The 25,690-nt window shown below is 41.3% G+C and carries 28 protein-coding genes; 12 read left to right on the plus strand and 16 right to left on the minus strand.

Annotation, left to right across the window (positions count from 1 at the left end; translation table 11 throughout):
• The first annotated feature begins 2 nt into the window (after positions 1 to 2).
• Positions 3 to 950 carry a DUF808 domain-containing protein gene (locus KFB94_02640; protein ID QVL46025.1) on the plus strand — a complete coding sequence of 316 codons (948 nt, stop codon included), beginning with the start codon at positions 3 to 5 and terminating at the stop codon, positions 948 to 950.
• Between the two features lie 14 nt (positions 951 to 964).
• Here KFB94_02640 and KFB94_02645 read toward each other — a convergent pair whose 3' ends face one another.
• From KFB94_02645 to murJ, 5 genes are read right to left on the minus strand one after another with little or no spacing between them, the layout of a single operon-like run.
• Positions 965 to 1,612, minus strand: coding sequence for a sulfite oxidase-like oxidoreductase (locus KFB94_02645; protein QVL46026.1), 648 nt, complete (start codon positions 1,610 to 1,612; stop codon positions 965 to 967).
• Between the two features lie 6 nt (positions 1,613 to 1,618).
• Entirely contained in the window at positions 1,619 to 2,095 is a 477-nt protein-coding gene (locus tag KFB94_02650; protein ID QVL46027.1) for a lipoprotein signal peptidase, read from the minus strand.
• A complete protein-coding gene (gene ileS / locus KFB94_02655) occupies positions 2,088 to 4,946 on the minus strand; it encodes an isoleucine--tRNA ligase (protein QVL46028.1) in 2,859 nt (952 codons plus the stop codon). The genes KFB94_02650 and ileS overlap by 8 nt, the downstream gene beginning before the upstream one ends.
• A gap of 30 nt (positions 4,947 to 4,976) precedes the next feature.
• Positions 4,977 to 5,873 carry a bifunctional riboflavin kinase/FAD synthetase gene (locus KFB94_02660; protein QVL46029.1) on the minus strand — a complete coding sequence of 299 codons (897 nt, stop codon included), beginning with the start codon at positions 5,871 to 5,873 and terminating at the stop codon, positions 4,977 to 4,979.
• Positions 5,874 to 5,893: 20 nt separating this feature from the next.
• Complete coding sequence (murJ, locus tag KFB94_02665) at positions 5,894 to 7,447, minus strand: murein biosynthesis integral membrane protein MurJ (protein ID QVL46030.1); 1,554 nt, start codon at positions 7,445 to 7,447, stop codon at positions 5,894 to 5,896.
• 205 nt (positions 7,448 to 7,652) lie between these two features.
• Here murJ and rpsT point away from each other — a divergent pair, with 205 nt between their 5' ends.
• Positions 7,653 to 8,024, plus strand: coding sequence for a 30S ribosomal protein S20 (gene rpsT, locus KFB94_02670; GenBank protein ID QVL46031.1), 372 nt, complete (start codon positions 7,653 to 7,655; stop codon positions 8,022 to 8,024).
• 56 nt (positions 8,025 to 8,080) lie between these two features.
• Here the strand turns inward: rpsT and KFB94_02675 are convergent, their stop codons facing one another.
• The 6 genes from KFB94_02675 to rplU all read right to left on the minus strand — a co-directional run bounded on the left by KFB94_02675 (position 8,081) and on the right by rplU (position 12,752).
• Positions 8,081 to 9,223 carry a 5-(carboxyamino)imidazole ribonucleotide synthase gene (locus KFB94_02675; GenBank protein ID QVL46032.1) on the minus strand — a complete coding sequence of 381 codons (1,143 nt, stop codon included), beginning with the start codon at positions 9,221 to 9,223 and terminating at the stop codon, positions 8,081 to 8,083.
• Positions 9,220 to 9,720, minus strand: a complete 501-nt coding sequence (gene purE, locus KFB94_02680; GenBank protein ID QVL46033.1) for a 5-(carboxyamino)imidazole ribonucleotide mutase — start codon at positions 9,718 to 9,720, stop codon at positions 9,220 to 9,222. Before purE ends, KFB94_02675 begins: the two co-directional genes overlap by 4 nt.
• A 63-nt stretch (positions 9,721 to 9,783) precedes the next feature.
• Positions 9,784 to 10,905, minus strand: coding sequence for a glutamate 5-kinase (locus KFB94_02685; protein ID QVL46034.1), 1,122 nt, complete (start codon positions 10,903 to 10,905; stop codon positions 9,784 to 9,786).
• Positions 10,883 to 11,938 carry a GTPase ObgE gene (obgE, locus tag KFB94_02690; GenBank protein ID QVL46035.1) on the minus strand — a complete coding sequence of 352 codons (1,056 nt, stop codon included), beginning with the start codon at positions 11,936 to 11,938 and terminating at the stop codon, positions 10,883 to 10,885. The genes KFB94_02685 and obgE overlap by 23 nt, the downstream gene beginning before the upstream one ends.
• Before the next feature lie 111 nt (positions 11,939 to 12,049).
• The gene (gene rpmA, locus KFB94_02695) at positions 12,050 to 12,307 is read right to left on the minus strand and encodes a 50S ribosomal protein L27 (GenBank protein ID QVL46036.1); all 258 of its coding nucleotides are present in this window, start codon (positions 12,305 to 12,307) and stop codon (positions 12,050 to 12,052) included.
• A 10-nt stretch (positions 12,308 to 12,317) separates the two neighbouring features.
• Positions 12,318 to 12,752 carry a 50S ribosomal protein L21 gene (gene rplU / locus KFB94_02700; protein QVL46037.1) on the minus strand — a complete coding sequence of 145 codons (435 nt, stop codon included), beginning with the start codon at positions 12,750 to 12,752 and terminating at the stop codon, positions 12,318 to 12,320.
• Positions 12,753 to 12,976: 224 nt separating this feature from the next.
• Here rplU and KFB94_02705 point away from each other — a divergent pair, with 224 nt between their 5' ends.
• On the plus strand, positions 12,977 to 13,909 hold the full coding sequence (locus tag KFB94_02705) for a polyprenyl synthetase family protein (GenBank protein QVL46543.1): 933 nt from the start codon (positions 12,977 to 12,979) through the stop codon (positions 13,907 to 13,909).
• A gap of 74 nt (positions 13,910 to 13,983) precedes the next feature.
• Here the strand turns inward: KFB94_02705 and KFB94_02710 are convergent, their stop codons facing one another.
• A complete protein-coding gene (locus KFB94_02710; protein ID QVL46544.1) occupies positions 13,984 to 14,319 on the minus strand; it encodes a hypothetical protein in 336 nt (111 codons plus the stop codon).
• A gap of 195 nt (positions 14,320 to 14,514) precedes the next feature.
• Between KFB94_02710 and KFB94_02715 the strand changes: the two genes are divergently transcribed.
• The 5 genes from KFB94_02715 to KFB94_02735 all read left to right on the plus strand — a co-directional run bounded on the left by KFB94_02715 (position 14,515) and on the right by KFB94_02735 (position 17,571).
• Positions 14,515 to 15,384: a prepilin peptidase gene (locus KFB94_02715; GenBank protein ID QVL46038.1), complete on the plus strand. Its 870-nt coding sequence runs from the start codon at positions 14,515 to 14,517 to the stop codon at positions 15,382 to 15,384.
• Between the two features lie 45 nt (positions 15,385 to 15,429).
• Positions 15,430 to 16,047 (plus strand): dephospho-CoA kinase, encoded by a 618-nt coding sequence (gene coaE / locus KFB94_02720; GenBank protein ID QVL46039.1) that lies wholly within the window; start codon positions 15,430 to 15,432, stop codon positions 16,045 to 16,047.
• Positions 16,048 to 16,089: 42 nt separating this feature from the next.
• Positions 16,090 to 16,851: a cell division protein ZapD gene (gene zapD, locus KFB94_02725; protein QVL46040.1), complete on the plus strand. Its 762-nt coding sequence runs from the start codon at positions 16,090 to 16,092 to the stop codon at positions 16,849 to 16,851.
• Between the two features lie 33 nt (positions 16,852 to 16,884).
• Positions 16,885 to 17,085 carry a DNA gyrase inhibitor YacG gene (locus KFB94_02730; GenBank protein QVL46041.1) on the plus strand — a complete coding sequence of 67 codons (201 nt, stop codon included), beginning with the start codon at positions 16,885 to 16,887 and terminating at the stop codon, positions 17,083 to 17,085.
• A gap of 87 nt (positions 17,086 to 17,172) precedes the next feature.
• A complete protein-coding gene (locus KFB94_02735) occupies positions 17,173 to 17,571 on the plus strand; it encodes a copper chaperone PCu(A)C (protein ID QVL46545.1) in 399 nt (132 codons plus the stop codon).
• A 27-nt stretch (positions 17,572 to 17,598) separates the two neighbouring features.
• On the opposite strand, the gene KFB94_02740 is transcribed toward KFB94_02735, so the two are convergent.
• From KFB94_02740 to cysS, 4 genes are all read right to left on the minus strand, one after another.
• A complete protein-coding gene (locus tag KFB94_02740; protein QVL46042.1) occupies positions 17,599 to 18,549 on the minus strand; it encodes a Nudix family hydrolase in 951 nt (316 codons plus the stop codon).
• Positions 18,550 to 18,557: 8 nt separating this feature from the next.
• Entirely contained in the window at positions 18,558 to 19,421 is an 864-nt protein-coding gene (locus KFB94_02745) for an ATP-binding protein (GenBank protein QVL46043.1), read from the minus strand.
• Positions 19,422 to 19,434: 13 nt separating this feature from the next.
• A complete protein-coding gene (gene argJ, locus KFB94_02750; protein ID QVL46044.1) occupies positions 19,435 to 20,661 on the minus strand; it encodes a bifunctional glutamate N-acetyltransferase/amino-acid acetyltransferase ArgJ in 1,227 nt (408 codons plus the stop codon).
• Positions 20,662 to 20,756: 95 nt separating this feature from the next.
• Positions 20,757 to 22,118: a cysteine--tRNA ligase gene (cysS, locus tag KFB94_02755; protein QVL46045.1), complete on the minus strand. Its 1,362-nt coding sequence runs from the start codon at positions 22,116 to 22,118 to the stop codon at positions 20,757 to 20,759.
• Between the two features lie 160 nt (positions 22,119 to 22,278).
• On the opposite strand from cysS, the gene KFB94_02760 reads away from it, so the two are divergent.
• From KFB94_02760 to KFB94_02775, 4 genes are read left to right on the plus strand one after another with little or no spacing between them, the layout of a single operon-like run.
• The gene (locus tag KFB94_02760; GenBank protein ID QVL46046.1) at positions 22,279 to 23,271 is read left to right on the plus strand and encodes a tetratricopeptide repeat protein; all 993 of its coding nucleotides are present in this window, start codon (positions 22,279 to 22,281) and stop codon (positions 23,269 to 23,271) included.
• Between the two features lie 14 nt (positions 23,272 to 23,285).
• The gene (locus tag KFB94_02765; protein QVL46546.1) at positions 23,286 to 24,569 is read left to right on the plus strand and encodes a L,D-transpeptidase family protein; all 1,284 of its coding nucleotides are present in this window, start codon (positions 23,286 to 23,288) and stop codon (positions 24,567 to 24,569) included.
• Positions 24,570 to 24,574: 5 nt separating this feature from the next.
• Positions 24,575 to 25,162 carry a peptidyl-prolyl cis-trans isomerase gene (locus tag KFB94_02770; GenBank protein ID QVL46547.1) on the plus strand — a complete coding sequence of 196 codons (588 nt, stop codon included), beginning with the start codon at positions 24,575 to 24,577 and terminating at the stop codon, positions 25,160 to 25,162.
• 30 nt (positions 25,163 to 25,192) lie between these two features.
• Complete coding sequence (locus KFB94_02775) at positions 25,193 to 25,684, plus strand: peptidyl-prolyl cis-trans isomerase (protein ID QVL46047.1); 492 nt, start codon at positions 25,193 to 25,195, stop codon at positions 25,682 to 25,684.
• Positions 25,685 to 25,690: the final 6 nt, after the last annotated feature.

The raw sequence follows: 25,690 nt of genomic DNA on the forward strand, positions 1-25,690 counted from the left end.
TTATGGCTGCTGGCAGTTTATTGGCATTGCTGGACGACATTACCACGCTTTTGGATGATGTTTCTTTATTGACAAAAGTTGCCGCCAAAAAAACCGCAGGGGTGTTAGGCGACGACTTAGCGCTGAATGCTGAGCAAGTTTCTGGCATCGAAGCAAAACGTGAGTTGCCTGTTGTGTGGGCTGTTGCAAAAGGCGCATTCATCAATAAACTCATTTTAGTGCCTGCAGCATTGGCTATTAGTTATTTCATTCCTTGGTTAATCACACCATTACTGATGATTGGCGGTGTCTTTTTATGTGTTGAAGGCTTTGAAAAAGTTGCACACAAGCTTTTACACACCAATCAAGACAATGAAATACAAAAAGCAAGCCTTAAGCAAGCTCGTCAAGATAAAAACATCGACTTGATGAAATTAGAGAAAGATAAAATTAAAGGCGCTATTCGCACTGATTTCATCTTGTCGGCAGAAATCATTGTGATTGCCTTAGGGACTGTCACCACATCGAGCTTTCTGATGCAGGTTGTCGTTGTCTCGGCCATCGCACTGGGAGTCACTGTTATTGTGTATGGTTTAGTGGCAGGCATCGTAAAACTCGATGATGCTGGACTGCATTTAATACGCAAAAAAGGACAGGGTATCTTGCTGCAACTTCAGCGCAGATTAGGCCGACTTTTGCTCAACTTTGCCCCTTATTTAATGCGAGCGCTCACGATTGTTGGCACGGCGGCTATGTTTCTTGTTGGCGGTAGCATTATCAAACATGGCATTCCTGTTTTACATCACTTCGGTGATCATCTTACTGAGATTTCACAGTCGGCCAAGGCGTTAAGCGGTTTTTTAACATTCATGTCGCCTGTTCTATTTGACGCCATTATCGGCTTTTTGATTGGCGCTATTGCTGTTGGGCTTTATACCTTAATCACCAACGTTAAAGGAAAAAAGCACTAATAATGTTTCCGCAATTAAATATCATCGTCTTCTGAAAAGCGTTGTTCTTCAAATGGAAAGGCATCATTATGGTAGCCACGTACTTCCCAAAAACCACGCCTATCATGTTCATGTATTTCAATTGCTTTTAGCCATTTAGTGCCTTTCCATGCATACCGTTTAGGCACCACCATTCTTACTGGACCGCCATGTTCTTTCGTTAGCGGTTTGCCCAATACACTGTGAGCAATTAATACGTCATCATCTAATAAAGCCGTTAAGGGCAAGTTAGTGGTGTAGCCATCATAACCATGCATGGTCACAAACTTGGCTGTGTCTAATGGCATTGCCAGCTCCAATACATCGCGCACACGTACGCCTTGCCAATCCATGTCTAACTGACTCCAGCGAGTGACGCAATGAAAGTCAGAGATATCTGTTATATGCTTGAGCGCTTGAAATGCTGCCCAATCTAACGTCAACTCTTTTTCTACCAAACCAAACACACGAAGCTGCCATTCATCGACGGAAATTTCAGGCTTAATTCCCAAGTCTAATATAGGAAAATTGGTCACTTGCGTTTGACCTGCGGGAATACGCTCGTTTGTCGGAGTTTTGCTTTTTACATTGCCTTTTTTAGCGATGGCAATTTTTCCCGCTATTAACTTTTTCCAGTCTGGCATTAGCAGTTAATTCCTTTTTTTAGCTGTAAAGCTATCCAATAACAGCACAACAACACCAATACTAATGGCGCTATCGGCGATGTTAAAGGCAGGCCAATAAAGGTCATTAAGATGAAAAGAAAGAAAATCGACGACATAACCAAGCGTGACACGATCATACAAATTGCCTAAAGCGCCAGCTAACACTAATGCCAGCCCGAGGCTAAATAATTTTTCCGTATGATGCTTTCTAAGTAAATATAAAATAAAGACACTGGCTATTGCCGCTATTGCCGTAAAAAACCATTTTTGCCAACCACCCGCATCAGCTAAAAAGCTAAAAGCAGCGCCTTCATTGTGATACCGCACTAAATCAAAATAGCTGGTGATGGTCAATTTATCACCATAGGCAAACGCTTGTTGCACAAGATGTTTCGTGTACAAATCGAGCGCCAGAATAACTGCACTCATGCTGAGCCATTTCGTTAAGGGGTGTTTACGCATATTGTCTAGATGCAGGCTGACCAAACAAGTTTGTGGCACAGCGTTCACAAATGGTTGGATGCTCGACAGAGGTGCCCACATCTGCACGATAATGCCAGCAACGTGCACATTTCGCATGCCGACTTGGCAATACACTTATTTTTTCTTCAGCTTCACTTACCGCTTTATAGACTTTAGCACCCGAGGTAATCATCACAAAACGCAAATCATCGCCTAAACTATTTAACGCATCAAAAGCATCACCAGATACATACAAAGCTAATTCTGATTGCAATGACGACCCAACTTGACCTGTAGCGCGCACCAGTTCAATTTCTTTTGCCACGTCTGCTCTAATGGCACGAATTGTTTCCCATTTTGCCTTTAATGTTTGTGCATAGTCGGCATATTCTATTGGGCTAATCACATCATCAACATTCGACCAATCATGCAATATCACAAAATCTGCTGTTTCAGGATAAAGCGTTTGCCAAATTTCTTCTGCGGTATAGCTCAGCACCGGCGCCATTAAGCCAGCTAATACTTGCGTAATTTTCAACAACACCGTTTGCGCTGCACGACGATCATGCGAACTTTCTGCATTGGTATAAAGCCTGTCTTTGAGAATATCCAGATAAAATGCGCCCAAATCTTCTGCACAGAAATGTTGCAGTGCCTGACCAACGCGATGCAGTTCATAACTATCATAAGCCGCCTTGCAGGTTTGCGATAAATCGCTCAGCATACCTAATGCATAACGGTCAATTTCGAGCAAGTTTTCATATGGCACTGACTGCGTATTCACATCAAAATCTTCAACGTTTGCCAATAAAAATCGCAAAGTATTACGAATTTTGCGATAGCTATCTGAAACTCGCTTTAGAATTTCATCAGAAATGGTCAGCTCACCTGAGTAATCAGTACTCGCCACCCATAAGCGCAAAATATCCGCACCATAGGTATCCATCACCTTTTGTGGCGCAACCACATTACCCTTCGACTTACTCATTTTGTAGCCCTTACCATCCACCACAAAACCATGGGTTAACAAGGCGTTATAGGGTGCGCGTCCATCAATCGCGCAACCCGTGAGCAATGAGCTTTGAAACCAGCCACGATGTTGGTCTGAACCTTCTAAATATAAATCAGCAGGGAAAGCCAAATCGGCGCGACGCGTTAAAACCGACGCATGCGTGGTGCCTGAATCAAACCAAACATCTAATGTATCGGTTACTTTTTTATATTGTTCCGCATTTTCTGGTGCATGTTTTGCTAAAAACGCATCGACATCTAAACTAAACCAAGCTTCAACGCCCGTTTGTTCAACTAATAAGCAAGCTTCCTCTAAAAGTTCGGCAGTATTAGGATGTAAAACACCTGTTTCTTTATGCACAAATAGCGGCATGGGTACGCCCCAATTACGCTGGCGTGAAACACACCAATCCGGACGCGTTTTAATCATGCCTTCAAGGCGCGCACGTCCCCAATCTGGGAAAAACTGCGTTGCTTCAACTGCTTTATTTGCATGCTCACGCAAACTAACACCCGCTGAGTCCGTTGCGTTCATGCCAACAAACCATTGATGCGTCGCCAGCTGCATCAATGGCGTTTTATGGCGCCAGCAATGTGGAAAACTGTGGTTTAAACGTGCGCTTGCAATTAAAGCGCCACTTTCTTGCATATGCGCCAAAATAATTTTATTGGCATCTTTACGATTTAACCCACGAATTGGCGCAAACTCAACCAGATCGCTTTCAAAGAAATGTCCATCACCACCCATTAATACCCGCGGTTTTTCATGAGGAAAGTTAGCACGCATCACCAACCAGTCATCATTACCATGCGCTGCAGCAGTATGCACTAAGCCTGTACCAGCATCGGTGGTGACGTGATCACCGCAGATGATAGGCACCTGACGGTTGTCGAACGGGTGTTTTAGTTCTAAACCTTTTAATAATTCACCGCTACATTGATTGAGACCTGAGCCAATCGCAATCTTTCCATATCTTGAGAAAGCACTCTCCCAAAGGTCAGCGGCCAAAACTAAATATTCACTGTCTGTTTCAACTACGTAGTAACGCAAATCTGCGTTAACTGATACAGCCTGGTTTGCTGGCAGTGTCCAAGGTGTTGTTGTCCAAATCACACAGAATACAGGCTTGGATTCATCACCTCTGGAATATGAGCCTGTAACTCTATCCCAAAATTCGCTTCTATTTACTACCTCGAACCCCACATCAATTGCAGGCGAGTTCACATCTTCATACTCCACCTCAGCCTCAGCCAAAGCCGAACCACAATCGGTACACCAATGCACAGGTTTAGAGCCCTGGTAGAGATAGCCATTTTTATTGATATCACCGAGCGCGCGCATGATGTCGGCTTCAGTTTTAAAATCCATGGTTAGATAAGGATTATCCCAATCACCCAACACACCCAAGCGCACAAAATCTTTCTTTTGTTTTTCTACTTGCTCGGCCGCGTATTGGCGGCAAAGCTCGCGGAATTGAGCTGGATCAATATTTTTGCCGTGATTTTTTTCTACAACCAACTCAATTGGCAAGCCATGGCAATCCCAACCCGGCACATAAGGCGCATCAAAACCACTCATGGTTTTGGATTTGATAATAATATCTTTTAGAATTTTATTAACGGCGTGGCCAATATGAATATCGCCATTTGCATAGGGCGGGCCATCATGCAGAATAAATTTCTTTGCTCCTTTACGCGCAGCTCTTATTTTTTGATAGAGTTTTTTATCTTGCCAATCTGTTAACCAAGCAGGTTCGCGTTGCGCTAAATTACCACGCATCGGAAAGCTGGTTTCTGGCAGATTTAATGGATATTTTGAATCTTTATCTTGTTCGCTCATGAATTAATCTAATTTAACTTTTAATCTAATTTAAACGCTGAAATAGGCTTTTGCTATCACAACATCTTGGGCTATTTGGGCTTTGAGTGCATCCAATCCATCAAACTTCATTTCTTCACGTATTTTATGAAAGAACTGCACATGCACGTGTTTATCATATAAATCACCATCAAAATCAAACAGATAAACTTCTAGCATTAATTTTGGGATGCCCGAAATGGTTGGACGCACACCTAAATTAGCCACACCTTGACGTCCATCTAATTTTACCGCATAAACACCAGTAAAGGCAGGTCGCTCATGTCGCATATGCACATTGGCAGTTGGATAACCCAATTGTCTGCCGCGCTTTGCACCGTGCACCACTTTGCCGCTGATGCTATAAGGGCGACCAAGTAAACGCGCCGCTTGGGTAAAATTAGCGGCTGCAAGCGCATCACGCACCAACGAGCTAGAGACGCGCTCTTGCCCTACTTTTACCTCCGGAAAATCAATCAAGTGAAAGCCAGTTTGCAGCAAATCATTCACTGTTCCTTTTCGTTTGGCCCCAAAACAAAAATCCCCACCAACTAAAATAGTATTCGCATGTAACGACTCTATTAGTATATTGTGCATAAAATCTTGCGCGGTAATGGCTGAAAAAGCCTGATTGAACCGTAATACAAATATATCTTGAATACCCGCCTCTTCAAAATATTCAAGTTTTTCGCGTATTGAGGAAAGACGTGCTGGCGCATTATGCGGCATAAAATATTCACGCGGATGCGGCTCAAATGTCATGACGGCTGGCTGCAAACATGCAGCTTTTGCTGTTGCTACCGTTTTTGCCAACAATGCTTGATGTCCCAAATGTAAGCCATCAAAATTGCCAATTGCCAGTGCACGTGGTAACTGTTTACCTTGAGGAAGATGTCGATATATATGCATAATTCAACGAAACTAAGCCATTAAACAACCGTGCGACGTATAAAGTCTTGTACCCGAATACCCATCAACCAAAGCATAGCAAAATAAACCGTCACGCCAATCAAGAGCAAACTGAGTAATCGCAACATTTTTTCAAACAAGCCATAGCCAAGCCATCGCATGTCATCTCCTGCGGTAAAGTGTAATGCTGCCGCCATGACAACAACCGCAAGAAGTAACTTCAGCATAAATGTTGCCCATCCTGCTTGCGGTTGATAGAGCATCCGTTTGCGTAAGTGATAAAACAATAAACTGGCATTCACACATGCGCCTAGCCCTATTGCTAAAGCCAAGCCCGCATGTTTAAACTCTTTAAAATCTAATATAAATACAAACAATACGTTCATTAACTGTGTAATCACTAGCGTAAATAGCGCTATCTTCACTGGCGTTTTAATATTTTGACGAGAGTAAAAAGCAGGCGCTAAAACTTTGACTAAAATCAAGCCAAGCAAACCAACGCTATAGGCTACCAATGCCACTTTTGTCATTACCACATCTCGTGCTGTAAACGCACCATACATAAATAAGCTAGTGACCAAAGGCACGGCGAGCACGGCTAATGCAACTGCTGCTGGAAATGCCAACATCAGGGTTAACCGCAAACCCCAATCTAGTAATTGCGAATATTCACTATCATCTTTATCCGCAACGCTTTTAGAAAGACTAGGCAATAATATTGTTCCTAAAGCAACCCCTAATAATCCAGTCGGAAACTCCATTAAACGATCGGCAAAATAAAGCCAAGAGACACTCCCACTCACAAGATAAGAAGCAATAACCGTGTTGATTAGAATGGAAATTTGTGCCACCGATACACCAAATATTGCGGGACCCATTAACTTCAAAATGCGCCAAACCCCCTCATCGTGCAGATTTAAATCAATGCGTGGCATTAAGCCTAATTTACTTAAATAAGGGAGTTGATAAATGAATTGTAAAATTCCGCCGACAAAAACAGCCCATGCCAACACGCGAATTGAATGATCAAAATAAGGAGCTACAAATAACATTGCGACAATAAAAGATACGTTGAGCCAAACAGGGGTAAATGCTGGTGTAGAAAAATTACCGTAGGTATTTAATACACCACCAGCTAATGAAACTAGAGAGATAAAAAGAATATAAGGAAACGTGACCCGCAATAAATCTACAGTTAACTCAAATTTAGTTGCATTGGCGGCAAAGCCTGGCGCCGTTATTTGAACAACCCACGGTGCAGCCAGCATGCCAATTATGGTCAGCACCACTAAAAACAATCCCATTAATGTTGCCACATGATTAATCAGCGCCTTGGTTTCACTTTGTGAGCGTTGCTGTTTATACTCAGCCAAAATAGGAATAAAGGCTTGGCTAAATGCGCCTTCTGCAGAAATACGACGTAAGAAATTGGGAATTCTAAAGGCAACAATAAATGCATCGGTAAACATGCCTGCTCCAAACACACGAGCAATCAGGGTGTCGCGCACGAAACCAAGCAAGCGGGAAGCAAACGTCATACTGCCAACAGTAAACAGCGTTCTAAGCAAATTCATCGGTCATTTCATTCGGTAATTTAATAGCAGATTGATAGGCAATTTCTGCCATTTATTTAGCTGCTAAGATTCTAGCATGCTTGTGGCTGAATATTGAGTTAGATATAAATTCACTTTATTCCTTGCAAAATTGACCGAAAAACACTAATATGCACGGTTTCGTATATTACATACACACATAGACAAGCATTAGGACAAAGTACTCATGGCAAATACAGCACAAGCTCGCAAACGCGCGCGCCAATCAGTTAAGGTTAACTTACACAATTCAGCTTTGCGCTCAACGATGCGTACTGCGATTAAAAAAATCATCAAAGCGATTGAGTCAGGCGATAAAGCAGCCGCAGCAGCTGTCTACACAGATAATGTAAGCGTGATTGATCGTATTGCTGATAAAAAAATTATTCATAAAAACAAAGCTGCTCGTCATAAAAGCCGCTTGAGCGCTGCGATTAAGGCAATGAGCGGTGATGCGCCAGCTCCAAAAGCGAAAACTACAGCAAAAGCAGCAGAGGCGAAGCCAAAAGCAGCCGCTGCAAAAAAACCAGCAGCAAAAGCCAAAAAAGAAGCTGAGTAATTTTACTGAATAAAAAAGCCTCGCATTGCGAGGCTTTTTTGTTATTGGCTGGTTAATTACTGTCCAATATTAAGCTCTCCACGCGCAATCAATGCCGTGTTTAATGCCGCTTTTTGATTGGTATCAATCACCGTAAAATGGCCCATCTTACGCCCTTTTCGTGCTTCTGGCTTACCATACAAATGTAACTTCAAATTACCATGGGCAAAAGCACGGTGCCAGGCAGGTTCTTGATGATTAACCCAACTATCGCCAAGAATATTCACCATTACAGCCTTACTGTGCAATACTGCACTACCGAGCGGCAAACCAACTAAGGCGCGCACTTGTTGCTCAAACTGATTCGTTACACTCGCATCAATGGTGTAATGCCCTGAGTTGTGTGGTCTTGGTGCAATTTCATTCACTAATATCTCTTTGCCCACTACAAAAAACTCAACCCCAAGCACACCAACATAATCTAAAGCAGTGGCTAATTTTTTAGCTAACGCTTGCGCCCGCGCTTTAATAACAGCTGAACACCTTGCTGGCGCAATACTGATATCCAAAATACCATTGAGATGCTGATTCTCAACGGTAGGAAAGCTCATGATATTGCCTTGCGCATCTCGCGCTAAAACGACAGAAACCTCTATATCTAGCGGCAACATTTTTTCTAGTACACAAACTTCTTGCTTAAAGTCTACAAACGCAGCTAGTGCTTCTGTTTTATTTTTTACCCGCGCTTGACCTTTTCCGTCATACCCAAAGCGTGCTACTTTTAAAATGGCTGGATATAAATCACTATCGTCATCAGGCAAGTCTTCTGCACTGTTCACGACGGCAAACGGCGCTATGGGCAACCCGGCTTGCTTAATAAAGTTTTTTTCTAATACACGATGCTGTGCAACAGAGACACTGTCAGCAGAAGGTCTGACGATAATCGACTCTGCTAATTGAGCCAAGGTATTTGCTGGCACGTTCTCAAATTCTGTTGTCACTGCCACGCAAGTTTTCGCCATGTGTGCAAGTGCTTGTGCATCGTCGTACTCTGCGCACAAATGTACATCGGCAATAGTTCCAGCAGGGCTGTTTTTACTGGGATCTAATACTGTCACCTGATAGCCCATTTCATGCGCTGCTATGACAAAAAAACGACCTAACTGACCACCGCCTAACATGCCCAACATCGCTGGAGCAGCAATTATCTTCGAACTCATGGTTTTTCGTTTAACTCCATTGCTGTTACTTTTTCAATTTGTTGTTGGCGGAAATGATGTAATTTATCGGCCAAACTAGCATCTTCGTTTGCCAGCAATGCAATCGCAAACAAGCCTGCGTTCGCTGCGCCCGCTTCACCAATCGCAAAAGTAGCAACTGGAATACCTTTAGGCATTTGCACAATAGAGAGCAACGAATCTTGTCCTTGCAAATGCTTACTTGTTACTGGCACACCGAGCACAGGCAGAATTGTTTTTGCCGCCACCATGCCTGGCAAATGGGCAGCACCTCCAGCACCAGCAATAATTACCTTATACCCTACGTTTGCCGCATTTTCTGCAAATATCATCATCTTATCTGGGGTGCGGTGTGCTGAGATAACTTCAGCTTCATAAGGAACACCAAAATCCGCTAGCATTTGTGCCGCATGTCTCATCGTTGGCCAATCACTGTTTGAACCCATGATGATGGCGACTAGTGGTTGCTTTTTATCCATATTCTTTCCTAATCAAATTCTTTAATGCATCAACATGCAGTCATCATGATTGAGCATCTCAATTTAAAGCACAACTAAATTATCTCGATGAATCAATTCAGACTCATCTATATAACCTAATATTTGCTCAATTTCTTGACTCGTCTGCCCTTTAATACGCATCACTTCTTGCGAATTATAATTCACAATACCGCGAGAAACCTCATTACCAGCAGCATCAACACAAGCCACAACATCGCCACGTTCAAAACTGCCAATTACATCAAGCACACCAATAGAGAGTAAGCTCTTACCTTCTGTTTTCAGGGCATTAATCGCACCATCATCCAATACCAACTTGCCACCGGTACGTAAATGATCAGATAACCATTGCTTCTTGGCAACCGTTTTAATTTTTGTTGATTTAAGATGCGTACCAATCGCCTCACCACTGTGCAAACGCAGTAACACATCTTTTTCTCTACCTGAAGCAATAATAGTGTGAACGCCTGCATTAGCAGCGCGTTTAGCCGCTAATATTTTGGTTAACATACCACCTGTGCCAACATGAGAGCCAGCACCAGCCGCCATTTTTTCCAACTCAACATTGCCAGCTATTTCAGCATTAATAAATCTTGCATCTTTATTTTTACGCGGATCTTCTGAAAACAAACCTTGCTGATCGGTTAACAAAACCAATGCTTCAACATCCATTAGATTAGCAACTAACGCTGCGAGCGTATCGTTATCGCCAAATCTAATTTCGTCCGTCACTACCGTATCATTCTCATTGATAATTGGAATCACATGTAAACTGAGCAATGTTTTTAATGTACTACGTGCATTCAAATAACGCTTACGATTGACCAAGTCTTCGTGCGTTAACAACACCTGTGCTGTGTGCAAACCATGTTCTGTAAAACAACTTTCATAAGTCTGTATTAGCCCCATTTGACCAACTGCGGCCGCTGCTTGAAGCTCATGCAATTCTATAGGTCTTTTTTTCCACCCCAAACGCTGCATTCCTTCTGCCACCGCGCCACTAGACACTAAGATCACCTGCTGTCCACGTTTAACCAACTCACTAATTTGTGAAGCCCAAGCCTTAATCGCAACGCGATCAAGTCCCTGACCATCTTTAGTAACAAGACTGGACCCCACTTTAACGACAAATGTCTTACTATTATGTAGGAGGGACTGGTTCATTTGTGTTTTTTACTTCCTCTTGTTCCAACTGCATGGCTTCCATATGCTCCATAATAGCGTAAGTCAATGGCTTACATCCGTTACCATTAATAGCAGAAATCGCAAATACAGGGCCATCCCAACCAAAATTTTTCACAAAATCAGCGGCAACTTGTTCTGCATCTTGTACCATATCAATTTTATTGAGCACCAGCCATCTTGGCTTGTTATACAGCTCTTCATCGTGTTTTTTTAACTCGTTCACAATCGCTTTTGCTTCCGCAACAGGATCTGTGATGCCATCTAATGGTGCCAAATCAACCAAATGTAGGAGCAAAGAAGTGCGAGTCAAGTGCTTCAGAAAGCGTACGCCAAGCCCTGCGCCATCGGCGGCACCTGCAATTAAGCCTGGCACATCTGCAATCACAAAGCTGCGGTTGGTATCAACTCGAACAACCCCTAAATTAGGCTGCAATGTGGTAAATGGATAATCAGCCACTTTTGGTCTAGCGGCAGAAACGGAACGAATAAAGGTAGATTTACCTGCATTAGGCATGCCAAGCAAGCCCACATCAGCTAACACTTTTAGCTCTAAAAACAGCTCAAATGATTCACCCTCTTGACCCATCGTACATTGACGGGGTGCTCGATTGACACTCGATTTAAAATGTACATTTCCAAGACCATTGGCGCCGCCTTTAGCAATCAGCACTTTCTTACCATCATCGGCCAAATCAACGATTACTTGCCCGGTGGCTTTATCTGAAATAACTGTACCGACAGGCATACGCAACACTAAATCTTCTCCACCAGCGCCATATTGCTCGGCTTTACGTCCATTTTCACCACGCTGCGCTTTAAAGGTACGCGTATATCGATAGTCGACTAATGTGTTGATATTGCGATCCGCAATCGCATAAACAGAACCACCTTTGCCGCCATCACCACCACTTGGACCGCCCATAGGCTCGTATTTTTCTCGACGAAACGTCGCGATGCCGTTACCGCCATCGCCTGCATAAACCTTGATTGTCGCTTCATCTATGAATTTCATTTTATCCTATGATTCTTTTAACAGATTAATCTGCTAGCATTCTGCTTTAAAGATTATATTTAAAACAAAAAAGCCCTACCTAAGGCAGGGCTTTACATTTAAGCACAGTTTTTAAACTGCGACTACATTCACCATTTGACGCTTTAATAAACCTTTAGTGCAAAAGGTCACTTTGCCATCAATTTTTGCAAATAATGTGTGGTCTTTACCCATACCAACATTATCGCCTGCGTGCATTTTTGTGCCACGCTGGCGAACGATAATGCTGCCAGCTGAAACTATTTGTTCACCAAACGCTTTAACACCAAGTCGTTTGGAGTGGGAGTCGCGGCCATTTCGTGAACTACCGCCTGCTTTTTTGTGTGCCATGTTTTATTCCTTATTCTGCTGATTTTGCTTTAGTAGCAGCTGCTTTTTTAGCTGCTGGTTTCTTAGCTGCAACTGGTTTTTCTGCTACCGTTGCTTTAGCTGCTGCTGGTTTAGCTGCTGCTTTAACAGTGCCTTTGCCATTGATATCGTCAATTTGAATTTCTGTATAACTTTGACGATGACCTTGTGTTTTACGATAATGCTTACGGCGATGGAATTTAAAAATCATCACTTTGTCGCCTTTGCCATGCGAAAGCACAGTTGCATTCACTTTAGCACCAGCAACTAATGGCGAGCCAATAGTTACATTATCACCATCAGCAACCATCAAGATTTTATCAATCACTACTTTGCTACCTACATCACCATCTAATTTTTCTACTTTTAAGTAGTCTCCAGCAGCCACTTTATATTGTTTGCCACCTGTTTTAATAACTGCGTACATGTCGTTTGCCTTGATTCACACGTTCAAATTGAATCGCGCATTATACTAAATTAACAAGATAAAGCAAATGATAAATACTTGTTTGCCCGATAAATTCTAATGCGCAAATTATCTCATCCGGTATGTTAAAATGCCTTCAACTAATTGATGTACTCCACAATAATTTTACTATTATCATTTTCTCTGTGACTTTAAACAAAATTCAATCTCCAATATCAGACGATATGCAAGCCGTTGATGCGGTTATTCGTCAGTCATTACACTCTGAAGTAACACTCATTAATACGATTGGCGAGCACATTATCAGCAATGCAGGCAAGCGGTTAAGACCTGCACTTGTATTGCTAGCCAGCGGCCTGTTTGGACAGATTAGCCAACAACAACGCGAGCTTGCTGCAGTAATTGAATTTATTCATACAGCAACTTTACTACATGATGATGTAGTGGATGAGTCACAGATGCGCCGTGGTAAAAGTACTGCCAATCATGTATTCGGCAATGCGGCGAGTGTTTTAGTTGGTGACTTTTTATATTCACGTGCCTTTCAAATGATGGTTTCACTCAACAACATGCGCGTTATGGAGATTTTATCTGATGCAACCAACACCATCGCAGAAGGTGAAGTATTACAACTGCTCAATCTACACAATGCAAATGTCACTGAAGAAGCTTATTTGCGTGTTATTCACTATAAAACAGCAAAATTATTTGAAGCCGCAGCAAGATTAGGTGCCGTAATGAGCGAGCATCATAATACAACCGACGAAGATGCACTTGCTCTTTACGGTATGCATTTAGGGACTGCTTTTCAACTGGTTGACGATATATTAGACATCAATGGAGATGCTGAAAAAATTGGTAAAAATCTTGGTGATGATTTAGCAGAAGGTAAGCCTACATTACCTCTTTTATATGCTATGCACCAAAGTGATGCAGAGCAGGCGGGCGTGATTCGCAAAGCAATTGAACAAGGTGGCACGGCTGATGTTTCTGCTGTACTGGCTGCCGTAGCTGCAACAAATGCAGCAGATTATGTGCTTGGTGTCGCAAAAAAAGAAGCTGATTTAGCTTGCGCAGCTATCGCGCATTTTGCTGATTCCAAATATAAAATAGCAATGATTCAACTCGCTGAATTTGCAGTTTCAAGACAATATTAATCAATCATACTGAACAAAAAATATGTATAAAAAACCTAACACGATTGAATTGAATCACATCAATTCAAACCGTGTTAGTTCAAAGTAACTGGCTCTCCGCTGCTAGCATGGTAATAAGTAAGATGCGCACAGTCACTAGTACCTGACGTTAATGTGCCATCAAAGAGCGCCTTGCCATCGACATCTACAATAGCATAGCCGTTGTGATACAAAGTCACTTCCGCAGTTTTTGGTGCTTTAGTTGCGACTTTTTCTCGCATTGCAAAGCTGATACAGGTCTCATCCTCATCTTCGCTATATACTTCCCATTCTTTACCCCCGGCTAGTTGCGTCAGCCAGCCTGGTAAGTCAACCTCAACGCGACATACGATAGGCTCATTCCATACCGATGGCAGTGCATCGTCTGCCACCATCAAACTGGCTAATTCAGCTTGCAAATCATGTTGATCGTTCATTTTTGATTCCTTTACTAATTAATGAGCAACAATTATTAAATGAGGTCTATTATTGTTTTTTCAAGCATTTTATATGCCATATTTGACTAGATTGCATTGTTTAATTAACGGTGAGATGATACAGAAAGTTTACATCAATCTGAGAAGACCATGTTCGATTTTATAGACGCTTTTTCCACTATCTTTATCAATAATCCCGTTACATTCATTAGCTTTTCCGTCTTGCTTGGTTTGCTACTTGGTAGCTTTTTAAATGTCGTGATTTATAGACTGCCTAAAATGATGGAGCAAGAATGGCATAACAATTGTTTAGCCTTGCAAGGCAAAGACATACCAGCACAAAAAACCTACACACTATCATCGCCACGCTCGAGCTGCCCTCAATGTAATCATCCAATCAGCGCACTGGAAAATATACCGATTCTTAGTTATTTAGCATTAGGTGGGAAATGTAAGGCCTGCCACACTAAGATTAGCATACGTTATCCTTTGGTAGAGTTTTTAACTGGTGTTTTACTGGGCCTGATTGCTTATCAGTTTGGCTATACCAGCACGACACTTTTTGCGTGGTTGTTGACGCTTGCATTGATTACATTAACTTTTATTGACTTTGATACCCAACTGTTACCAGATGACATTACTTTACCTTTGTTATGGTTAGGTCTGTTATTTAATTTAAATGGTGGATTTACCGATTTAAAATCAGCAGTCATCGGCGCTGTAATAGGCTATTTAATTTTATGGTCAATTTATTGGCTATTTAAGCTAGTGACAAAAAAAGAAGGAATGGGTTATGGCGACTTTAAATTACTGGCCGCGATCGGCGCTTGGTTTGGCTGGCAGCTGATTCCCGCTGTCGTTCTGCTTAGCTCAGTATTAGGTGCAACAATTGGCGTGATACTGATTACCTATAAAGGAAAAACCACGCAAACTGCCATTCCTTTTGGTCCATTTTTGGCACTTGGCGGTATTGCAGCTTTGTTTTTTGGTCAACAACTTGCGAATTTTTATTTAATTTAAGATGATTGGTATGACCCCATTAGACGAAATCAAACCAATTTAACGATGTTTACTGTTGCATTAACAGGTGGGATTGGCTGCGGAAAATCGGAAACAGCGAACATGTTTGCCGATCTTGGCATTCCTATTATTGATTTAGACGCTATTTCACACCAACTCACCGGGCCCAATAAGCCGCTTGTTAACGAGATTGCCACTTGCTTTGGCAAGGATTATGTCACTAAAGGTGGTGAATTAGACCGCACCAAAATGCGTCAATTGGTATTTGATCATGCAGATGCACGCGCTCAACTTAATGCTATTTTACATCCCGCCATTTATAAAGAGGCGATTAAACAACATCAATCTTATACAGACGTGCCTTACGTTATTTTAGCCATTCCTTTACTAGATAAAAACAGTATATACAATCCTATTGTTGACACTGTATTAGTGGTTGATTGCGAAGAAGCAATTCAAGTAAAGCGCGTTAAGCAACGTGGAAACTTGGATGAAAAGCAAATTAAAAAAATAATTCACGCCCAAATGCCACGCCAAGAACGACTAGCGATGGCAGACGATATCATTAAAAATGATGAGGATATCAAGGTGTTGCGTCAAAAAGTGAATGAACTACATCAAAAATACATTAAAACTTGCATCCATAGCAAAACAATACCATAATCTAGCACAATTGATCACTTTGGTTGCGCAAGCCTAGATAAAATGGTTAGCTACGAATTTCCATTTAACGAACGTATCCGTGCACTTTTAAGGCTTGAAGACCTTTTCAAGAAAGTGCTTTTTCACGTTGAAGCTGACGATCAGCACAACCATCATTGCGCCCTCATCCTGCTGTTACAAATGCTGGACTTAATCGAGCGTACTGACATTAAACTAGATATCATGCATGAGTTAGATAGACAAATAAGCGCCATGCAAAGCTTGCTTGATAATCCCAATATTGCTACGGAAGTCCTCATCAAAACATTAGACGAAACAAAAATAAGCGTGGCAAAACTACGTGCTGAAAACAGCAAAATCGGCCAATCCTTACGAGACAATGAATGGCTGATGGGCATTAAGAAACGTACCTCAATTCCTGGCGGGGTATGCCAGTTTGATCTGCCTTCATACCATTATTGGTTGAGTCAAGCGCCAGAAATAAGAAGGCGAGACTTTAATCTTTGGCTATATCAGCTAATGCCAATGCATGAAAGCATTAAGATTATTCTAAAAATTCTGCGCTCCAGTGGTATGGAAAATCATTATTTAGCGATTAATGGCATTTATGAAAAGATATTAAGTGGCACTAAACCGATGCAGCTGTTGCAAATTGAGGTGCTTGGTAATGGTCATTGTTTTCCTGAAATAAGTGCCAATAAATATGCAATTAATATACACTTCTTAACAATTGACTTTAATGATAAGTCAAAACGCTGCAATCACGATATTGATTTTAAAATGACGCTTTGCAACCTCATGTAACTTTTTTATTTTACAAAAACGCTCTTAAAAACCATGCAACATCAACACACTACAAAAAAGATCAAACAAGTTTCTTGCCCTAGCTGCAAAACACTATCAGACTTTAGTCCTGAAAATCCATATCGCCCATTTTGCTCAGAACGCTGCAAAATGGTGGATTTAGGTGATTGGGCTAATGAAACTTATCGCATTCCAGAAAATAGCAAACCTATTGATTCAGATAATCTAAATTAAACAAATCTATATAACCAGGCAAACACGATTATGATACACAAACTGCAACGCATCCCATTTCTATTCATTTGTCTTGTTATATTATGGATGAGCGCTTGTGGTTCTAAAACCAATACTGAAGTGACTATTACTGATGCTTGGGTGCGCAACAATGCGCCAGGCCAAACAATCGGCGCAGCATACATGACACTTAACAGCCCAATAAAAAACACGCTGGTTTATGCTGAAGCTATTGATGCAGCAGGGTCTGTCGAAATTCACAGTATGACAATGCAAAATGGTGTAATGAAAATGCGTATGCTAGAGGAATTGATGCTGGAACCCAATCAATCGGTTTCGCTAAAACCTGGAGACTTTCATTTGATGCTATTCGATTTAAAAGCACCTTTGGAGATTGGTAACAATATTACTTTCAGACTTTGTTTTAAAGATGCCAATGGCAACATTACAGAACAAATGGTCTCAGCTCCTGTGAAAGATATATAAAAAATTTGGTTATGAAACAATCGCGCTTTACCAAATAGAACGTTGCATTGCAATGCCTTGAGCGCCGCTAGCCAAAGCATTTGGCAAGTCGTCTTTACACATGCCGCCTAAAGCAAAAATAGGCAAAGTAACATGATGCGATAACGCACTGAATGCATCCCACCCCAATGAATTAACACTAGGGTGGCTCGCGGTATGAGCCACAGGCGACAAGGTAACAAAGTCTACATCCAACCGCATGGCCTGTGTTAACTCTGCCTTATTGTGGCAAGATGCGGCAACCAGCAACTGTTCGGGTTTGCGTTCTAGTTGCATCAAGGCTCTACTTGGCAAATGCACACCATCTAAACCAAGCGCAATCGCTAACTCAATATCTTGATTAAGTAATACTTTTGCACCAAAGGCATGTGCCATTGCTTTTACTTGGGTTGCAAACTGACATAAGTTGCTATGATTAAGCTGTTTTTCTCGCACTTGGATTAATTGCAGTCCAGCCTCTAGCTGTTGCTTTAAAGCATTAAAAAAAGCGAGCTCACCCATTTCCGATAAATGACTAATCGCATAAATAGATGGTAGTGCTAATGCTTTAATAATAGACACATTCGCTGGCAAAACAGGCGCCACGGTCACATTACTTGCCCGCTCCCAACTCAATGTTTGGCCTTCTTTGGCAATTAAATCACCTTGCCATTTCGTTACAAAAAAGAAATGTAAATGCACTGTTTTTGCTAATGCATCATGCGTCGCAGGATAGTCAAATCTTTTTTGCAACCACTGCTCAATCTGTGTCGGAACAATCCCGATTTCTTCGTGTAACTCGCGTACAAGCGCCTCTTTTGGCGTTTCGTCTGCCTCTATTTTTCCACCAGGAAATTCCCACCATCCAGCCCATGGTTTATCTTCAGGTCGACTTGCCAATAAAAATTGGCCATTTTTATTTTTTAGGATAGCCACCGCAACATGGGTTACTTTATTCATATGAATGATCAATCATGCAATTTTAATTTTCCGGCATAATCTCGTGCGAACTGATAGGCAACACGGCCACTTCTTGCACCACGTGTGTAGGTAAACTGCAATGCCTCTTTTTTAGCTTTATCATCAAAATCAATCCCAAAAATACTTAACCAATGTGCCGCAATCGCTAGATATTCGTTTTGGTCAAACGCATAAAAAGAAAGCCACAAACCAAACCGTTCAGCCAAAGCTGCTTTTTCTTCTATCGTGTCATTAGGACGTATTTCATCGCGCGCATCTATTGTTGCTACGTTATCCGCCATCAATTCTGGCATTAAATTTTTACGATTTGAAGTGGCATACACCAGCACATTGTTGGTCATATTAGCTAATGAACCATCCAAGACTACTTTCAAAGCTTTATAAGCACTATCATTTTGCTCAAAAGTTAAATCATCGCAAAAAATAATAAATTTCTCAGGCCGATTTCTAATGAGATTAATAATATCAGGCAAGTGTATCAACTCATGCTTTTCAATCTCAATTAAACGTAGCCCTTGGCTAGAAAACTCTGTTAAAAGCGCCTTAATTAAAGTTGATTTTCCTGTACCACGCGCACCTGTTAACAACACATTGTTAGCCGTGACACCTTGCAAAAACTGACGTGTGTTTCTAACGATTTCGGCTTTTTGTCTATCGACAAATTGAATATTATTTAGGTGAACTTCATGGGGGTGTCCAATCGTTTGTAATTGACCTAGACCATTTATTGTCATCCAACGCCAAGCTGTTGCGCCCCAATCTGTCGCTTGCGGTTTTGGCTGTAGAAAAGCGTCTAATTTGACCAGCAAATCTTCAGCACGCGCAATCAGATCTTCTAATTTTCGTGTCATGCACTCGCCTTAATTAACTGCGATAATCGGCATTAATTTTGACGTAATCATAGCTAAAATCGCAAGTCCAAACTGTGGCTGCTTGCTGTCCACGATTCAGCACTACGCGCACTAGAATCTCTGCTTCTTTCATAATAGCAGCACCCTGCTCTTCTCGATAACTTGTGGCAATTCCACCATTTTCCGACACTAAAACATCACCTAAATATAATGATAATTGACTAACATCCAAATCATCGATTCCTGCATAACCGATTGCTGCCAAAATGCGGCCCAGATTAGGATCGGATGCAAAGAAAGCTGTTTTAATCAACGGCGAATGTGCAATAGCGTAGGCAACTTTTCGACACTCAGCCTCATCTTTACCCGCCTCAACTTGTATCGTCATAAACTTAGTAGCTCCTTCACCATCCCTAACAATAGCTTGTGCCAGTTCAATTGCAACATCGGTCATTGCATCACGTAAAGCAATAAAATCAGGGGTTGTTTCAGTGACTTGTGCGTTTCCAGCCAAGTTAGTCGCCATCATAATAAAGCTATCATTAGTACTGGTGTCACCATCAACCGTGATGCAATTAAATGATTTATTAACGGCATAATGAATAATCGCCTCTAGCGCACCTTTACTCACAACGGCATCAGTAGCCAGATAGCCTAACATCGTTGCCATATTGGGATGAATCATGCCAGAACCTTTGCTCATGCCAGTAATGGTGACAGTCTTGTTATCTATCGTTAATTGGCGAGAGGTCGCTTTGGGTACAATATCGGTTGTCGTGATTGTTTGCGCCGCATCTAACCAATGATCCGCTTTTGTATTTTGTAAGGCTACTGGTAACTGAGCGATTATTTTATCGATTGGTAACGGCTCTAAAATAACACCTGTAGAGAATGGTAGAATTTGTTCGCTGTTGAGATTTAAAAGACGCGCAAGTGCTTCGCAACTTTGCCTTGCGTGTTGTAAGCCAGATTCACCAGTGCCCGCGTTTGCGTTACCAGTATTAATGAGCAAGGCGCGAATGTCGCTATTAACAGCTAAATGTTCTTTACATACAATAACTGGTGCCGCACAAAACCGATTTTGGGTAAACACACCAGCAACATGGGTACCTTCAACCAATTGAATTACTAATAAGTCTTTACGGTTAGGCTTGCGAATATGCGCTTCAGCAAAACCCAAAACAACCCCGTTAATAGGCAATAATGAAGAGGCAGATAATGGCGGCAGATTAACTGGCATACAGATACTTTCTATTAAAAAGAATATTGGTATTTTAGCGTATTAAGAAGTTAGCTCTATCGTTCTGTTTTAATACAAATGAGCGCCAAATGAAATTAAGCTTTGCGCCAAGTTGTGCCTAGTGGCGTGTCTTCTAAAACAATACCAGCATTTGTCAATGTCGCACGAATGCGATCTGCTTCTGCAAAGTTTTTAGCTTTCTTGGCAGCAATACGCTCGCTGATAAGCGCCTCAATATCCAGACCATCTGCAACAACTTCACCTTGTAAAAAAGTATTAGCATCTTGTTGCAAAAGGCCAACCACCGCACCCAAGCCTCTCAACAAACCAGCTGTTTTCATTGATTTTTCTTTATTTACATCGTTAGCTAAATCAAATAAAACAGCGATTGCCTCTGCGGTATTAAAATCATCATCCATTGCTTCTTTAAAGCGTACCGCGTAAGGATGCGACCAATCAACTGGGTAGTCGGTTATTTCGACACCACGCAATGCAGTATAAAGCCTCGTCAAGGCTACTTTAGCATCATCCAAATGCTTATCGCTGTAGTTAAGCGGACTGCGATAATGCACTCTTAAAATAAAGAAACGGACAACTTCTGCATCATATTGCGCCAAGACAGATCTAATAGTGAAGAAATTACCCAACGATTTAGACATCTTTTCATCATCAACACGAACAAATCCATTGTGCATCCAATAATTGGCCATTTGGCAGTTATGCGTCGCCTCACTTTGTGCAATCTCATTTTCATGATGCGGGAACTGCAAATCTTGCCCACCTCCATGAATATCAAAATGCGCACCTAAATGTTGGCTACTCATCGCAGAACACTCAATATGCCAACCAGGTCGTCCATAACCCCAAGGCGAATCCCAATGAGGCTCATTTGGCTTGACAGATTTCCACAAAACAAAATCCATTGGGTCTTTTTTGAACGTATCCACTTGCACGCGCTCGCCAGCACGTAAATCATCTAAGCTTTTGCCTGATAATTTGCCATAACCATTGAAACTCCGAACTGAATAAAACACATCACCATTCTCGGCCAAATAGGCATGCCCCTTATCAACCAGTTTGCTTATCATGTCGATCATGGCATCAATATGCGCAGTCGCGCGCGGCTCAATATCAGGCTGAATGACGCCAAGTTTATTAGCATCTTCATTCATCGCATCAATAAATCGCTGCGTCAGAACCGTGATACTTTCTTTATTGTCATTCGCTCGTTGAATAATTTTGTCGTCAACATCGGTAATATTACGAACATAAGTGACCTGATAATGAGAAGCACGAAACCATCTTGACACCATATCAAACACCACCATGACCCGCGCATGTCCTAAATGACAATAGTCATAAACGGTCATGCCACAGACGTACATCCTAAGCTGATTGGGGTTGATGGGCAAAAACATTTCTTTTTGGCGGGTCAGCGAATTATAAATTTTTAACATACATTCAAATTTCGGGCGGGAATATCGATTAATAAAACAACCTAAATACACAAAGTAACAAGTTATTTTCCATTATTTACAAGGAATTATCTATCAGACTATTGGATGTTAGCTATGCTATTGGTAGAATAGTGTTATCACCAACTTTCAGTATATCATAATGACAATTCATAATATTCTAAGAAAAAAATTTGTAGCTACATTATTGTTAGCGTTTCTATCCCCAGTCACGTTAGTCATCGCTGATGAGTTAAAAGACATTTCAGCAATGGCTGATAAGGGGCAACAAGAAGAAGCTTTAAAGCGCATCGATGCTTACTTAAATGCCAACCCAAAAGACGCTCAAGGTATGTTTACTAAAGGCATTATCTTAGCAGAAAGTGGTAAACGCGACGAAGCAATCACAGCCTTCAACGAACTCACTAAAACATATCCTAACCTACCAGAACCCTATAATAATTTAGCAGTTTTATATGCGGATGCAGGCAAATACGATTTGGCAAAGAAGTCACTTGAGACTGCTATCAAAACGCATCCAAGCTACGCAACTGCGCATGAAAATCTGGGCGACATCTATGCTCGCATGGCGTCGGAAGCTTATGACAAAGCACTAAAGTTAGACAATAAAAATGCGCGTGCTCAAAGTAAGTTATCACTGATTAAAGACCTATTTAGCAATGATGGCAATCCAGTTGTTGCATCCAATAATGCAACTTCTACGCGTCCAATTCGCAAAGCAGAACCAACGGCTGCAAAAGCCATTCCCCCACTTAAAAAACCAGTTGAAAGCGTTGTCGATCATTCATCTGACGTAGAAACCAGCATTAATGCCGCGGTTGATGCTTGGGCTGCAGCCTGGTCTAGCCAAAATATTGAGAATTACCTAGCTAGTTATGCAGATAACTTTACACCTTCAAAAGGGCTAAGCCTAAGCGCGTGGAAAGCACAGCGTCGCTCACGTGTTACCAAGCCATCTAGTATTAAATTGGAGTTAAGCAATCGTAAAGTCACTATTATTGATGAAAATAATGTAAAAGCGAGCTTTAACCAGTATTACAAGGCAAATGGCGGTCCGATTCGTACTTTTAAAACACTCGTTTTCAAAAAAACCAATGGCAATTGGCTAATCATTGAGGAGATTGCATCTAATTGAGTAAGCGTATGCAAATGAACTTCATCAATCAGTTTAGCGCTCACCCAACGAGACTTGCACAACTTCTAGTAGTGGTATGTTGCACCTTATTGCCTTGGTCTGCTACAGCAATTAATCAAAACAAACTACCATCAGATATCTTTACTAATGTAGCGAATCGAGATGTTGTTGAAAGCCTATTGGTGAAAAGTCTCATGCAAATTGCAGAAGGCAATACCAAGCAAGCAATGGATACCGTTAATGAGTTGATTCAAACAACGCCAAACTTTAAACTTGCTCATTTAATTCGCGGCGACTTATTAGCCGCTCAAGCACGTCAATTTGGCAACCATAATGCCGCACTCATTTCATCAAGCGCAGATGAAGTAAAAGGGCTACGTGAAGAAGCGCTCACGCGTATTAATCACTACTTCTCCGCAGATAATGACCGATTAGTGCCTGATTTATCGATTAAAATGAATGCAGATCAACAACATTTGATTTTAGTTGATACCGTCAAGTCCAGGTTATTTTTATATAAAAAATCGGCTAACGGTCTAGCATATGTGTCTGACCACTATATTACTATCGGAAAAAATGGTGCGGATAAGACGCTAGAGGGCGACAAGCGCACCCCAGTTGGACTTTACTTTTCCAGCAAAAAATTGACGACACCTTTGTCCGATTTCTATGGAGAAGGTGCCTACCCACTAAACTATCCAAACGAACTAGATATCCACAATAAAAAGACGGGTTCCGGTATTTGGCTACATGGTACGCCAAAAGATACCTACAGTCGCCCGCCGCGTGCAAGTGATGGCTGTGTTGTGCTCAGCAACCCTGATATAAAAAAATTAGAACCTGTATTAATGAAAGGCAACGTACCCGTTATTATTTCAGATAATATTCAATGGGTTGACAATCACAGCGCTACTAGGAAAACAGCTACAATTGAGTCGCTCAATAAAGCAATAGAGAAATGGCGTGCCGATTGGGTGTCTCAAAATACCAATCACTATTTAAGCAACTATTCAAAAGATTTTTTTTACAGCGATGGAAAACTTTCAGAGTGGTCTGAACATAAGCGTCGCGTGCAAGCAAGCAAACCAAAAGTTACAATTAACATTAACAATGTAAGTATGTTTAGCTATCCTTTACACAGCCATCACGCTAAAAAAATGATGGGTAATGATGAGATTATAGTGGTTAATTTTGAACAATATTATGAAAGTCCTTCTTTGAAAAATAAAATGCGTAAACGTCAATATTGGAAGCATGAAAATAATCAATGGAAAATCATGTACGAAGGCGCTGGATGAATATGATGATAACTAAACAAATAAAGCGATGGCTTATTGCATTAACATTCAGCATTGCCACCATCCATTCACATGCTGCTACCCAAGTAGAGTTCAAAACAAGCGAAGGTGATTTTATTGTTGAGCTATACCCTAGCAAAGCACCCATCACTGTTGCGAACTTTTTACAATATGTGAAGGATGGTTTTTATACAAAAACTATTTTCCATCGCGTTATTAATGACTTTATGATTCAAGGTGGTGGTTTTGAGCGCGATTTATATGAGAAGCCAACACGTAATCCAATCAAAAACGAAGCCAATAACGGTCTAAAAAACAAAGTTGGTACAATTGCTATGGCGCGTACCAGCGATCCAGATTCAGCTACCGCACAATTCTTTATCAATCTGAGTGATAATGCTTTTTTAGACCACAAAGGCCCTCAACCAGACCAGATTGGGTACTGTGTGTTTGGTCAAGTCATCAGCGGCATGGAGGTGGTTAAAAAAATAGGCATTATTCCAACTGGCCAAGTTTCTCGTTTTAGTGATGTCCCAACTAAGCCTATCAAAATCAATAGCGTTAAATTACTTGAAAAAGTTAACGCCCAATAATTTTTCATCCATTAAACTTTAAGGATTGTCGTGGTAAAACTCTCAACAAATTTTGGCGATATAACGCTAGATCTTGATGCCGAAAAAGCACCAATTACAGTAGCTAACTTTATACAATACGTAGAAAGTGGTTTTTACGATGGTTTAATTTTTCATCGCGTGATTAATGATTTCATGATTCAGGGCGGCGGCATGGATGCCCAGATGAAGCAAAAAAGCACAGAAGCCGAAATACAAAACGAAGCAGATAATGGCTTAACTAACAATACATACACCATTGCAATGGCACGCACCTCTGCACCGCACTCTGCAAGTAGTCAGTTTTTTATTAATGTGAATAATAATGATTTCTTAAATCACACATCTCAAACGCCTAGCGGCTGGGGTTACTGTGTATTTGGTAAAGTCATTGAAGGCATGGATGTTGTAGACAAAATTAAATCTGTTAAAACTGGCTCTAAAGGGGGTCATCAAGATGTTCCAGTTGATCCAGTTATTATTGAAAAAGCGACTATTTGCTAATCAGCT

This window comes from Methylophilaceae bacterium, from assembly GCA_018398995.1.
Lineage (GTDB): Bacteria > Pseudomonadota > Gammaproteobacteria > Burkholderiales > Methylophilaceae.